General features: G+C 59.8%; 11 protein-coding genes and 1 riboswitch. Of the genes, 10 read left to right on the forward strand and 1 reads right to left on the reverse strand.

What is annotated here, in order from left to right:
- Nucleotides 1-143: 143 nt before the first annotated feature.
- A complete protein-coding gene (locus E6C55_RS13925; protein ID WP_136370413.1) occupies nt 144-392 on the reverse strand; it encodes a hypothetical protein in 249 nt (82 codons plus the stop codon).
- Between the two features lie 321 nt (nt 393-713).
- Between E6C55_RS13925 and E6C55_RS13930 the strand changes: the two genes are divergently transcribed.
- The 10 genes from E6C55_RS13930 to ribD all read left to right on the forward strand — a co-directional run bounded on the left by E6C55_RS13930 (nt 714) and on the right by ribD (nt 12,051).
- On the forward strand, nt 714-1,931 hold the full coding sequence (locus E6C55_RS13930; RefSeq protein WP_136370414.1) for a D-alanyl-D-alanine carboxypeptidase family protein: 1,218 nt from the start codon (nt 714-716) through the stop codon (nt 1,929-1,931).
- A gap of 206 nt (nt 1,932-2,137) precedes the next feature.
- On the forward strand, nt 2,138-2,491 hold the full coding sequence (gene spoIIAA, locus E6C55_RS13935) for an anti-sigma F factor antagonist (protein ID WP_136370415.1): 354 nt from the start codon (nt 2,138-2,140) through the stop codon (nt 2,489-2,491).
- Nucleotides 2,488-2,934 (forward strand): anti-sigma F factor, encoded by a 447-nt coding sequence (gene spoIIAB, locus E6C55_RS13940; protein ID WP_136370416.1) that lies wholly within the window; start codon nt 2,488-2,490, stop codon nt 2,932-2,934. Before spoIIAA ends, spoIIAB begins: the two co-directional genes overlap by 4 nt.
- A gap of 25 nt (nt 2,935-2,959) precedes the next feature.
- The gene (gene sigF, locus E6C55_RS13945; protein WP_136370417.1) at nt 2,960-3,718 is read left to right on the forward strand and encodes an RNA polymerase sporulation sigma factor SigF; all 759 of its coding nucleotides are present in this window, start codon (nt 2,960-2,962) and stop codon (nt 3,716-3,718) included.
- Between the two features lie 126 nt (nt 3,719-3,844).
- Complete coding sequence (locus E6C55_RS13950; protein WP_230986680.1) at nt 3,845-4,522, forward strand: stage V sporulation protein AA; 678 nt, start codon at nt 3,845-3,847, stop codon at nt 4,520-4,522.
- On the forward strand, nt 4,519-4,947 hold the full coding sequence (locus tag E6C55_RS13955) for a stage V sporulation protein AB (protein ID WP_230986681.1): 429 nt from the start codon (nt 4,519-4,521) through the stop codon (nt 4,945-4,947). The genes E6C55_RS13950 and E6C55_RS13955 overlap by 4 nt, the downstream gene beginning before the upstream one ends.
- A 24-nt stretch (nt 4,948-4,971) precedes the next feature.
- Entirely contained in the window at nt 4,972-7,149 is a 2,178-nt protein-coding gene (locus E6C55_RS13965; RefSeq protein ID WP_230986682.1) for a spore germination protein, read from the forward strand.
- A gap of 169 nt (nt 7,150-7,318) precedes the next feature.
- Nucleotides 7,319-8,650, forward strand: coding sequence for a diaminopimelate decarboxylase (lysA, locus tag E6C55_RS13970; protein ID WP_136370418.1), 1,332 nt, complete (start codon nt 7,319-7,321; stop codon nt 8,648-8,650).
- 62 nt (nt 8,651-8,712) lie between these two features.
- The gene (locus E6C55_RS13975; RefSeq protein ID WP_136370419.1) at nt 8,713-9,141 is read left to right on the forward strand and encodes a peptidylprolyl isomerase; all 429 of its coding nucleotides are present in this window, start codon (nt 8,713-8,715) and stop codon (nt 9,139-9,141) included.
- Between the two features lie 1,204 nt (nt 9,142-10,345).
- Nucleotides 10,346-10,516: riboswitch (FMN riboswitch) on the forward strand.
- A 431-nt stretch (nt 10,517-10,947) separates the two neighbouring features.
- Complete coding sequence (gene ribD, locus E6C55_RS13980) at nt 10,948-12,051, forward strand: bifunctional diaminohydroxyphosphoribosylaminopyrimidine deaminase/5-amino-6-(5-phosphoribosylamino)uracil reductase RibD (protein WP_136370568.1); 1,104 nt, start codon at nt 10,948-10,950, stop codon at nt 12,049-12,051.
- Nucleotides 12,052-12,055 lie beyond the last annotated feature (4 nt).

The following is a 12,055-nucleotide window of genomic DNA, read 5'->3' on the forward strand; positions in this document are numbered from 1 at the left end:
ACGTGAAGGTGACAAATTACCCTGAGCCTGAACAACCTTGTTGTCAGGCTGGCGTCTTTAGGCGCAGTTTGGCAACAAGGGGTTATACCCCAAGAGCAAACCACCCGTTGGACGGGTGGTTATGATTGTTGTCTTCCGGCGGCTTATGCGGCGGCAATCGTGCGGATCACGCGGATGCCTCTGTGTTCCAGGAACTGCTCGAGTTCGCCGACCAGGTCCGCCAGTTCGTCCTGCAAGCTTCGGAGCTGCGTGTAGCCGAGGGTTGTCATCCGGTCGATGCTGCACTGCGGGATCTGCTGCGATTCAATGGAGGCTCCCAGCCGTTCCAGATCGAATTCGCTCCTCCAATCCATTGCCGCCAGGGAAATCTCAACCGTCGATAAACTCTCCATATGCAGGCTCCTCTCCATATTTTCTCTCTTTTTTTGTCAGTATACACGCTGAAAGTAAATGGATGGAAGTAGGTATGTCAGGTGTATGTAAAATAATGTTGAAAAAAATGATTATTTGCAGAAAAGCAACCGTTTACATAAGGCAATGAGCGGCAAATGGCGGATGGAGCGGCGGAGAACGAACGAGGGGAGCCTTAAGCGCCGGAAGCCGCGGAAGCATGGGGAACGTGGAATATTTTGTTTTTCCCCAGGGAACAATAGAGAGAAGAAGACACCATAGCCTGCCTTACCGGCATCTGGAGAGGGGAAAATCGAACACCCATGCACAACAAGAGACACCGCAGATGGGCCCGTCCTCTGACGATCGCTGCCCTGACCTTCGCGCTCGCGGCTTCGGCCGTCCAAGCTCCCGCCCACGCGGAGGAAGCTACGCCGCCGTCCAAGTCCGCCGCTCCGCAGACCGATCTGACCGGCTCCGCCCGTTCCGCCATTCTGATGGATGCGGACAGCGGCACGGTCATCTTCGAGAAGAACAGCACGGCTGCATTGCCTCCGGCCAGCATTACCAAAATCATGACGATGCTGCTCGTGATGGAGGCGCTCGACGAAGGCTCGATCAAGCTGACGGACAAGGTGCAGGCGAGCGAATACGCGGCGTCGATGGGGGGCTCGCAGATCTTCCTCGAGCCCGGCGAGCAGATGACGGTCGAGGACATGCTGAAGGGAGTGGCGCTCGCCTCCGGCAACGACGCATCGGTCGCCCTGGCGGAGAAGCTGGCCGGCAGCGAGGAGGAATTCGTCAAGCGGATGAACGCGAAGGCGAAGGAGCTCGGCATGACCAGCACACACTTCGTCAACTGCAACGGCTTGCCGGCACAGGGGCACGTCTCGTCCGCCAGGGACATCGCGCTCATGAGCCGGGAGCTGCTGAAGCACGAAGAGATTACGAAGTATACGGGACTCTACCAGGACTATCTGCGCAAGGATCAGCCGAAGCCGTTCTGGCTCGTCAACACGAACAAGCTGGTGCGGTTCTACACCGGCGCGGACGGGCTGAAGACGGGCTACACCGGGGAAGCGAAGTTCTGCTTGTCCGCCACGGCCAAACGCGACAATCTGCGGCTGATCGCCGTCGTGATGGGGGAACCGAACACGAAGACGCGCAATGCCGAGGTGTCGAAGCTGTTCGATTACGCGTTCGCGCAGTTCACGAACGTTCCGATCTACAAGAAGGGCGACACGATCGGCACGCTGCAAGTGCAGAAGGGAGCCGTGGCCAAGCTGCCGATCGTCGCGAAGCACTCGTACAGCGTGCTTGTCCGCAAGGGCGACGCGAAGGGAGACATCCGGCATGAGCTGGTGCTCGACAAGAAGGTGGAGGCGCCGGTCAAGGCGGGCCAGCAAGTCGGCAAGCTGATCGTGTATCGCGGCGGCGACGTGATGAACGAGTTCCCGATCGAAGCGCCGGCATCCGTGGACCGCGCCGGTTGGTGGAAGCTGTTCAAGCGCTCGACGGGCAAGCTGTTCCTGAACGAATAAGAGCTGACTGATCCGGCAACCGTTCGGGATTCGGCGGCGAACGGCAAGAGGCGTCAACCGCGCCTCTTTGCTGTATTTTGTCGGGGGGAAGGGGCTAGCTTCTAGTTTTGTCGGGGGGCAGGAATGGAATTCGGCTTCGTAGAATTGAGATAACGGTAAGCCGGAGGCGTTGCACCGCCGTTGGTACATGATGGGGAGGGATCGGCGTGAGCTTGCAGGTGGAATTGGAGCAGCATCGGAACGTGCTGGTTGTCAGATTGAGAGGGGAATTGGACCATCATACGGCGGATATCGTCCGCTTCAAGATGGAGGATGCGATTCTGAGAGGCCGTGTGGATCATGTCGTTCTGAGCCTCAAAGACTTGCAGTTCATGGACAGCTCGGGTCTGGGGGTTATCCTCGGAAGATACAAGCTGATCAAGGGCCGCGGGGGCAAAATGGTCGTCTGCGACGTGCATGCGGGAGTGAAGCGGCTGTTCGAGCTGTCCGGCTTGTTCAAGATCATGTCGTTCTACGAGACCGAGCGGTCGGCTCTGGCCGGATTGGAGGTCGTATCATGAGTGCAAGCAACTTCATGAAGCTGAGCTTCGCCAGCCGTTCGCAGAACGAGGGCTTCGCCCGCGTGGCGGTGGCCGCGTTCGTCTCCCAGATGGACCCGACGCTGGATCTGCTGAACGACATCAAGACCGTCGTGTCGGAGGCGGTGACGAATTCGATCATTCACGGCTACGAGAACAAGCCGGAAGGCGTCGTGCTGCTCGAGGCCGAGATCGACGGGGATACGGTGACGATCACCGTGTCGGACGAAGGCCGCGGCATCGAGGACATCGACCTGGCCCGCCAGCCGCTCTATACGTCGCGTCCGGAGCTGGAGCGCAGCGGCATGGGCTTCACGATTATCGAGAATTTCATGGATGAGCTGGATGTCAGCAGCGAACCCGGCAAGGGCACCCGTCTTCGCATGAAAAAACGCATCGAATCCAAGAAGGCGCTGTTCAACTAAATACCGCGCGGCAGGGGTTGGAGCAATGGAAATCGAATGGAAGCGAACGTCGCCGCAAGGATATCTGGACGATTCCGAAGTCAAGCGTCTGATCGCGCTCAGCCAATCCGGCGACGGAACGGCTCGCGACACGCTTGTCTCCAGCAACATTCGGCTCGTCTGGTCCGTCGTCCAGCGCTTCTCGGGAAGGGGATACGACTCGGAGGACCTGTTCCAGATCGGGTGCATCGGCCTGCTGAAGGCGGTCGACAAGTTCGATCTCAGCTACGACGTGAAGTTCTCGACGTACGCCGTGCCGATGATCATCGGGGAGATCCAGCGGTTCCTGCGGGATGACGGGACACTTAAGGTGAGCCGCTCGCTGAAGGAGATGGCGAACCGGGTCCGCAAGGCGAAGGACGAGCTGTCCAAGCGCAACGGACGGCAGCCGACAATCGGCGAGGTGGCGGAGGAGCTTGGGGTGACGCCGGAAGAGATCGTGTTCGCCCAGGAGGCGAACAAGCCGCCGACGTCCATCCACGAGACGGTGTTCGAGAACGACGGCGATCCGATTACGCTGATGGACCAGATCGCGGACGACACGCAGGAGAAGTGGTTCGACAAGCTGGCGTTGACGCAAGCGATACAAGGCTTGAGCGAGCGCGAGAGGCTTATCGTGTTCTTAAGGTACTTCCGCGACCAGACGCAGTCCGAGGTGGCCAGCCGGCTCGGAATCTCGCAGGTTCAGGTCAGCCGCCTTGAGAAAAAAATACTGCAGAGCATCAAAGAACAGATCGCGCAATGAGCGGCCGGCCGTTCGGTCCGGGTTCCTTCGGGAGCTTGGACCGGACGGTTTTTTGTTGATTTTTGCCGGAGTACGGCAGCTCTGTTTGCTTCATACTACTGGCAAGGATGGGCCGAAGCGGCGGCAATGGAACAATCGCGATCGCGGATCGCGCCGAAGAGGGGAGCGGAGCGGATGGAGACGACCGTCTACTTGCGTCTTAAGCGCAGAATTGTCATCAAGCAAGGAGCCGAGGTGCGGCTGGGGGACATCGCGCGAATCGTCGCGGAGCCCGAGCTGGAGCGGAAGCTTGCGGCGCTCTCGCTCCTTCGGGTGCGGCCGAACGACGGCGACCGGCTGATCGTCGATATGCTGCACATCGTGCGCTGCATCCGGCAGGCGGCGCCGGGCGTTGCGATCGAGACGTACGGGGAGCCGCACGTGCTCGTCGAGGTTACGAAGAGCGGGCAGCAGAAGCCGCGGAAGATCGCGCTTGCGCTTGCGTGGCTGCTGCTGTTCTTCGGGTCCGGCATGACGATCGTCAACTTCCATGCGGACGTGAACATGCCCGAGGTGCAGCGGCGGGTCGTCGAGCTGCTCACCGGAAGCGGCGACCGGCATCCGTGGCTGTTCCAGATTCCGTATTCGATCGGCGTCGGGCTCGGCATGCTGCTGTTCTTCAATCGGCTGTTCCGCAAGCGGAGAAGCGACGAGCCCAATCCGCTCGAGGTGGAGATGTTCATGTACCAGGAGAACGTCAACCATTACGTCATCACGGACGAATTCCGCAAGAAGCAGGAGCGGGAGCCGGGAGGTCCGATATGATGGGGGCGGTCGGGCTGACGCTTGTCGTTCTCGTCGCGCTGGCCGGAGGGTTCGCGGTGGGGAGCGCGTTCATCGCGCTGCTCATCGTGCTTGACCTGATCCCCCGGCTCGTGCAGATCACGAGGGCGCATCGGCGCTCCGAGGTGTTCGAATCCGCGCTTCTGGCGGGGGCGGTGTATTGGTGCTGCGCGGACTTCTTCGGCTGGACGTTCGCGCTGCCGAAGGCGGTGCTGCTCGTGCCCGCCGTTCTGCAAGGGGTGTTCGTCGGCATGATGTCGGCCGCGCTGACGGAAGTTCTGAACGTGATCCCGATTCTGACGAAGCAGCTCGGGCTCAAGCGATACCTGTTCGCGCTGCTCATTGCGCTGGTTCTCGGCAAGACGACCGGATCTCTCGTGGATTGGCTCATATTGCAACCTAGATAGCGAACACCAAGGAGGAGATCGTACATGGAGACGAACGAGCGTGGAAGCATGGACCTGTCCGCGGAGGACAACAACCGTCACGGGGCCGTGGACCTGCATGAGCATGGCGAGGAGGGGCGCAACGAGCACGGAATGGTCATTCCGAAGCCGATCGGCGCGCCGAGGAAACGCGAAGCGAAGGAGCGATCGGAACGGGAGAGCCGCCTGCGCGCGGAACGGGAGCTGGAGCGGGAATGGGCGAGCGGGCTGGAGCGGGAACGGGATTGGGAGCGCGTACGGGAGCGGGGACCGGAACGAGGGGATGAAGAGGAACGAGGCCGGGAGCAGGGGAGAGATTCGGAACGGAGAGCGGATGGGGAACCGGACTGGGAACGAAGTGGGAATGGGGATCTGGATTGGGAACGGAGCGCGCATGAGGGGCGGGATTGGGAACGGAGCGTGCATGAGGGGCGGGATTGGGAACGGGGAGCGGATGAGGATCGGGGAGATGAGAATCGGGTATGGGATCAGAGAACGGATGGAGATCGAGGACAGGAGCGGCGGCGGGAGATCGACGAGGAACGGGGACGGGGGAAGCAGCGGGGCCGGGAACGAGACAATGAGCGGGCGGAGAGGCATAAGGGGCACGCACAAGATGGGAGGCGCGAGGAGGACGCCAAGGCGGAGCCTGGCAGCTTCAGCGCCGGCGGCGACGGCGAGGTCAAGCCGGAGGATCGCATTCCGGACCGGATCGACGAATGGCTCGAGAAGCTGAAGAAGGAGAGCGGCCTGGATACCAGCTTCGATGTGCAGGTCCGGCAGATGACGTTCGGGCATAAGCGGACAGGGATTCTGTTCCTTAGTCCCTTCGCGAAGGATACGGCCTTGACGGAGATTCTCAAGCGGCTGAGCCAGCTCGATCCGGAATCGTTCCGGCACGGCAGCAGCGCGCTCAAGACGTTCTTCGAGTTCTATCTTCCGGCGATTCAGGTGACGGTGACGAGGTCGATGTCGAAGCTGATCGAGGAAGTAATGATCGGCAACACGGCGTTCTATGTCGATGGGGAGAGCGCCGCCCTGATCATCGATGCGAAGCAGTACCCCGCTCGCACGCCGGACGAGCCGGTGCTCGAGAAGGTTGTCCGGGGGAGCAAGGACGGCTTCACGGAGACGCTGCTGACGAATGTGGCGCTCATTCGCCGAAGGCTGCGCGATCCGCATCTCCGCTTCGAGATTCTGAAGGTCGGCACCCGGACGCAGACGGATGTCGCGATCGGCTACGTCGAGGACATCGCCGACGCCAAGCTCGTCGAGGCGCTGCGGGACAAGATCCAGGCGGTCAACATCGACGGCATTCCGCTCGGCGACAAGCAGCTTGAGGAGATGACCGTCAAGACCGACTGGAACCCGTTCCCGCTCGTTCGGTATTCCGAACGGCCGGACGTCGTCGCTTCGCACCTGATGAACGGAAGCGTTACGGTTGTCGTGGACACGTCGCCCAGCGTGATTCTGCTGCCGACGACGTTCTTCGATCTGGTGCAGCACGCGGAAGAGAACAGGCAGAACGCCTTTATCGGGACTTACTTGCGCTGGGTCCGTTTTTTCGGCATATTGTCTTCGATCTTCCTGCTCCCGCTCTGGTTCCTGTTCGCCGAGAATCCGGAGCTGCGGCCGCACTGGCTCTGGTTCCTCGGGGCGGATAAGACGGGCGATCTGCCGCTCATTCTCCAGTTCTTGATGGTGGAGATCGGGGTCGATCTGATGCGGCTGGCCGCGGTCCATACGCCGTCCCCGCTCGTGACCGCCATGTCGCTCGTCTCCGCGATTCTCGTCGGCGACATCGCCGTCAAGACGGGCTTGTTCATCAACGAGGTCATCCTGTACATGGCGGTCGCTGCAATCGGCATGTTCGCCACGCCCAGCTATGAGCTCGGCCTTGCCAATCGGATCGTGCGTCTGGTGCTGCTGCTGGCCGCGTTCGCCTTCCAGGCGCCCGGGCTGGTCGTCGCGGCGACGGTTATCTTCATCTGGCTGGCCTTGACGCGCTCGTTCAATTCGCCGTACCTGTGGCCGCTGATTCCGTTTAATGCGGGAGCGATGCTGGCGATTCTGCTGCGCCGACCGTTGCCCAAGAACCGCTACCGTCCGTCAATCAACCGCCCGAAGCAGAACCGCAAGCAGCCGTTCGGGCACCGGGGCGGCGAAGCGGGAGCCGGCAGTTAACCGAGATTGGAACGGATGTTCAAAGAAACGAATGCAAATGTTCTTGCAAATCCTCCATTTCCCGCGCGAGTCGGATCGGATATACTAGGGAATATCTTGCGCACAACCGGACCGTGACTCACTGCGGTCGACACGAATCCGATCTTATTCGCCAAAGGAGATAACAAGAATGTATTTGCATGGTACGAGCCGCATTAACGACAAGGGACATCTGGAGATCGGAGGCTGCGACGTCACCGATCTCGCGAAGGAGTTCGGCACTCCGCTTTATATCGTCGACGAGGCGCTTGTGCGCCAGCGCGCGCAGGAATACGTGGCCGCATTCCGCGAGACGGGGCTGCGCTTCCAAGTCGCTTACGCGTCCAAGGCGTTCTGCGTCATGGCAATGTGCCGCCTGGCCGAAGAAGAAGGCATGAGCCTCGATGTCGTCTCCGACGGCGAGCTGTACACGGCACTGCAAGCCGGCTTCCCGGCGGAACGCATCCACTTCCACGGCAACAACAAGACGCCGGAAGAGATCGAGATGGCGCTTAAAGCGAACATCGGCTGCTTCGTCGTCGACAACTTCGTCGAGCTGCAGCTTCTGAACGCGATTGCCGCCGACCACGGCAAGCAGGTCAACATCCTGCTGCGCGTCACTCCGGGCGTCGAAGCCCATACGCACGATTACATCTCCACCGGCCAGCAGGATTCGAAGTTCGGCTTCGATATCGGCAACGGCACGGCGTTCGAAGCGGTCAAGACGGCGCTCGGCCTGCCGCAGCTTAAGCTGCTTGGCGTTCACTCGCACATCGGTTCGCAGATCTTCGAGGTTGAAGGCTTCCGCATGGCCGTCGAGAAGGTCGCCGCGTTCTCGATCGAGGTGCGGGCCAAGCTCGAAGCGACGTTCCCGGTCATCAACCTGGGCGGCGGCTTCGGCATCCGCTATGTGGAAGGCGACAAGCCGCTTCCGCTCGGTACGTACGTCAAGGCGATCACCGACGCGATCATCGGCGAGTTCACCGCAGCGGACTACCCGCTGCCGGAGATCTGGGTCGAGCCGGGCCGCAGCATCGTCGGCGATGCCGGCACGACGCTGTACACGGTCGGCACGAGCAAGGACATCCCGGGCGTGCGCAAGTACGTCGCCGTCGACGGCGGCATGACCGACAACCCTCGTCCTGCGCTCTACGAGTCGAAGTATGAAGCGGTGCTCGCGAATCGCGCGAAGGAGACGGCCGAGGAAGTCGTCTCCATCGCCGGCAAGTGCTGCGAGAGCGGCGACATGCTGATCTGGGACCTGAACCTGCCGAAGGTGCAATCGGGCGACCTGCTTGCGGTCTTCTGCACGGGAGCGTACAATTATGCCATGGCAAGCAACTACAACCGGATTCGCCGTCCGGCGGTCGTCTTCGTCCGCGACGGACAGGCCGACCTCGTGGTTGCCCGTGAGTCTTATGATAATATCGTAGGCAACGACCTGATCCCGGCGCGCCTGCGCAAGCAAGGCGTCGCGAACTAAAGCGCGAACGGAATCGGGCCGCATCACGGCCGCTAATCCTATACGCTCATGAGGTGACTGGAATGAAGAAAGGCACGATTACGCTTGAGAACGGCAATGTGATTGAGATTGAATTTTATGATAAGGATGCTCCGGGTACGGTAGCGAACTTCGAGAAGCTGGCGAATAGCGGCTTCTACAACGGCGTGACGTTCCACCGCGTCATCCCGGGCTTCGTCGCGCAGGGCGGCTGCCCGAACGGCAACGGCACGGGCGGCCCCGGCTACGAGATCAAGTGCGAGATCAACCCGAACAAGCACGAGCGCGGCGCTCTCGCCATGGCTCACCGCGGTCCGAACACGGGCGGCAGCCAGTTCTACATCACGTACGCTCCGCAGCCGCACCTGGACGGCGTGCACACGGTGTTCGGCAAGGTGACCGGCGGCATGGAGCATGTCGACGCGCTTAAGGGCGGCAGCAAGATGAGCGAAGTCAAGGTGTGGGAAGAATAATCGGGAATAGCTCGAATAGGAGCTGACGACCGGGCAGAAGATGCCCCTCAATCCATTTTTGTTGGATGGGGGGCTCTTCGTTGCGTTCGGATGCGATCGAATTCTCTGCGGATTCAGGTGCGCCTTCCGGGCAGGGGGCAGGGGCGGAGTCTGGGAAGGAATATTGCACGAAATTCCGTACGGTATGCTGAATGAATGTGAAAAATCACATTCATCTCGCTGAAATCGCATGAATTGTTGCAATGAATATGAAAAATCACATAAAATCCACTCAGTCGGAGAGAAAGCCTCGTAATGAATGCTAAAAATAGCATAAAATGCGCCGAAATGGTAGGTTTTCTCGTGGATGAATGTGAAAAAACATATAAAACTCATAGGAACGGGGCATGGGAATCGAGTGAGAGTCTATACCGGAACAGACACCGTAACAAACATCCGCAACAGCATCGGCACCAGACAAACGTAACAAGTATCCGCAACAAATATCCCGCAACTAGCGATTGTATCAAACACCCGCAACAGCATCGGCACCAGACAAGCGTAACAAGTACCCGCAACAAATTGAATTTAATCTAGCAAGTTACAATTGCACAGAACGGCGAACTGGAAACTCCTGACCCGCGGCCAGATTGAGCGAATAAGCCTGAAATTTCGATTACATTTCGCGGTCTGTAGCCAGATCTAGCGAATAAGCCTGAAATTTCGATTACATTTCGCGATCTGTACCCAGATTGAGCGAATAAGCCTGAAAAATCACATAAAACCGCTCAACTGGGGAGAAAACTTCGTGACGAATGCTAAAATTAGCATAAAATGCGTCGAAATGGTGGATTTTCTCGCGGACGAATGTGAAAAAACATATAAAACTCATAGGAATGACGGGGCATGGGAATCGAGTGAGAGTCTGTACCGGTTACGATTAAGTGTCCGGAAGAGGAATTCGCAACGGGAGTAGGTATCGCAACCCGGCATTAATCGGCTTGCTGGCCGCAACGACAGCCCACACCATGCACACAAAAAAACAAGCCACAAACATAAACAAATCAATTCCGACTAAATCGATCAATTGGATGCGCTTACGCATGAGAAACGCAACCAAAACGGTTGCAATTTCGGCCGCGGAGTGGTAGTATTCCAATCAACGTTAGCTTTCCGGGCTACTACTCGCGGCTAACGGCAACCATTGCAAGATTTGATTTAAGCGACTTACCTTCGGGGCGGGGTGTAATTCCCCACCGACGGTGTTCGGCAGACCATCGGTCCGCCGTCAGTCCGTGACCCGCGGATGCAGCTTCCGGAACGCCGGAGCGGCAGAGCGGTTGACCCGGTGCGACTCCGGGACCGACAGTTACAGTCTGGATGGGAGAAGGAAGCGCAGCGCGCGGCCATGCCGCGTTCGACTTGCACGAGACCATCGGATTTACCGGAACCGGGCGGATTAGCCCCTTCTTTGTCCTTTTTTTCACAAAGTGAACCGTTCCTTATATTCCGATGCTGATGGTGATGAGCGGATGTTCTCCTGCCTGAGACAGAACCGATACGCCAACGTGGCGTGTCTTCTTCGTCGATGCGGCAGAGGGCATCGCCTTTCGTCATCCGTTCGTTTAGCGCCAGGGCCTGCCAATTGCGGCGGTGTCCGGCTTTAAGCGAGCCGTTTGTCTTCCGTGCACGGACGCAGGAGCTTTGAGGCCTGACTTACGCTGTGTGCAACTCTCAGCCCCCGGGACAAGTTCCAGGGGCTTCTTTGTGTTTATTTTTGGCAAGACGGGAGTGGGAGAGCTGGACATTCTGAACGACGAATTCTACATGAAGCTGGCTCTGCAGGCGGCCTCCGCGGCATCGGGACAGACGAGCATCAATCCGGTCGTCGGCTGCGTTGTCGTGAATGAGGGCCGAGTCGTCGGCATCGGCGCTCACCTCAAGAGGGGCGAAGGGCATGCCGAGGTTCACGCGCTCAATATGGCGGGCGACCAGGCGAAGGGAGCGACGGCCTATGTGACGCTCGAGCCTTGCAGCCATCACGGGCGAACGCCTCCTTGCTGCGAGCGGTTGATCGAGGAAGGGGTCAAGCGGGTCGTTGTCGCGGCGACCGATCCGAATCCTCTCGTCGCGGGAAGAGGGATCAAGCGGCTGGAGGAAGCCGGGATCGAAGTGCGTGTCGGTCTGCTTGAGGAAGAATCGCGCAAGCTGAACGAAGTGTTCAACAAGTACATTCTGACGAAGCTCCCGTTCGTGACGGTCAAGACGGCGGTAACGCTGGACGGCCGCGTCGCGACGCGAACAGGCCACAGCCGCTGGGTTACGGGGCCCGAAGCCCGCGAAGCGGTCCATACGCTGCGTCATCGTCACGCCGCGATCATGGTCGGGGTCGGCACGATCCTGGCCGACGATTCCGAACTGACGACCAGGCTGTCGGTACCGGGCATCCACCCGATCCGCATCGTTGTCGACTCGTCGCTGCGCACGCCGCCGGAAGCGAGAGTGCTTAACGGCGAAGCGCCGACCGTCCTCCTGACGACGGAACGGGCTCCGGAGGAGCGAATCCGCACGCTCGAAGCGCAAGGCGCCGAAGTGCTCGTGTGCGGCCCGGGGCCGCGCGTCGATCTGAAGCTGGCGCTGCGGAAGCTGGGCGAGAAGGAGATCAGCTCCATTCTCGTCGAGGGAGGCGGAGCGCTGAACGGCTCGCTGCTGGAAGCGGGGCTGGTCGATAAGCTGATGCTGTTCTACGCGCCGAAGCTCGTCGGCTCGGAAGGGCCGCCGGTCTTCGCGATGCAGGGACCGAAGGAGATGGGCGAAGCGCTGGAACTGACCGATGTCGCGATTGAATCCTACGGCCGCGACTGGTGCGTAACGGGATATCCGTCGAACCGGGCGAAGCCGGAACCGGAACCGGAACAGGAAGGGGGCTGAGGCC

Origin of the sequence: Cohnella fermenti (assembly GCF_004801405.1) — a bacterium.
Taxonomy (GTDB): Bacteria; Bacillota; Bacilli; order Paenibacillales; family Paenibacillaceae; genus Cohnella; species Cohnella fermenti.

Excerpts from the sequence above, each read along its gene's own strand:
- lysA (WP_136370418.1), top strand. The coding sequence starts at position 7,319 with ATGTATTTGCATGGTACGAGCCGCATTAACGACAAGGGACATCTGGAG.
- ribD (WP_136370568.1), top strand. The coding sequence starts at position 10,948 with ATGAAGCTGGCTCTGCAGGCGGCCTCCGCGGCATCGGGACAGACGAGC.
- E6C55_RS13955 (WP_230986681.1), top strand. The coding sequence starts at position 4,519 with ATGATGGGGGCGGTCGGGCTGACGCTTGTCGTTCTCGTCGCGCTGGCC.
- E6C55_RS13975 (WP_136370419.1), top strand. The coding sequence starts at position 8,713 with ATGAAGAAAGGCACGATTACGCTTGAGAACGGCAATGTGATTGAGATT.
- E6C55_RS13925 (WP_136370413.1), bottom strand. The coding sequence starts at position 392 with ATGGAGAGTTTATCGACGGTTGAGATTTCCCTGGCGGCAATGGATTGG.
- E6C55_RS13950 (WP_230986680.1), top strand. The coding sequence starts at position 3,845 with ATGGAACAATCGCGATCGCGGATCGCGCCGAAGAGGGGAGCGGAGCGG.
- spoIIAB (WP_136370416.1), top strand. The coding sequence starts at position 2,488 with ATGAGTGCAAGCAACTTCATGAAGCTGAGCTTCGCCAGCCGTTCGCAG.
- E6C55_RS13965 (WP_230986682.1), top strand. The coding sequence starts at position 4,972 with ATGGAGACGAACGAGCGTGGAAGCATGGACCTGTCCGCGGAGGACAAC.
- sigF (WP_136370417.1), top strand. The coding sequence starts at position 2,960 with ATGGAAATCGAATGGAAGCGAACGTCGCCGCAAGGATATCTGGACGAT.
- E6C55_RS13930 (WP_136370414.1), top strand. The coding sequence starts at position 714 with ATGCACAACAAGAGACACCGCAGATGGGCCCGTCCTCTGACGATCGCT.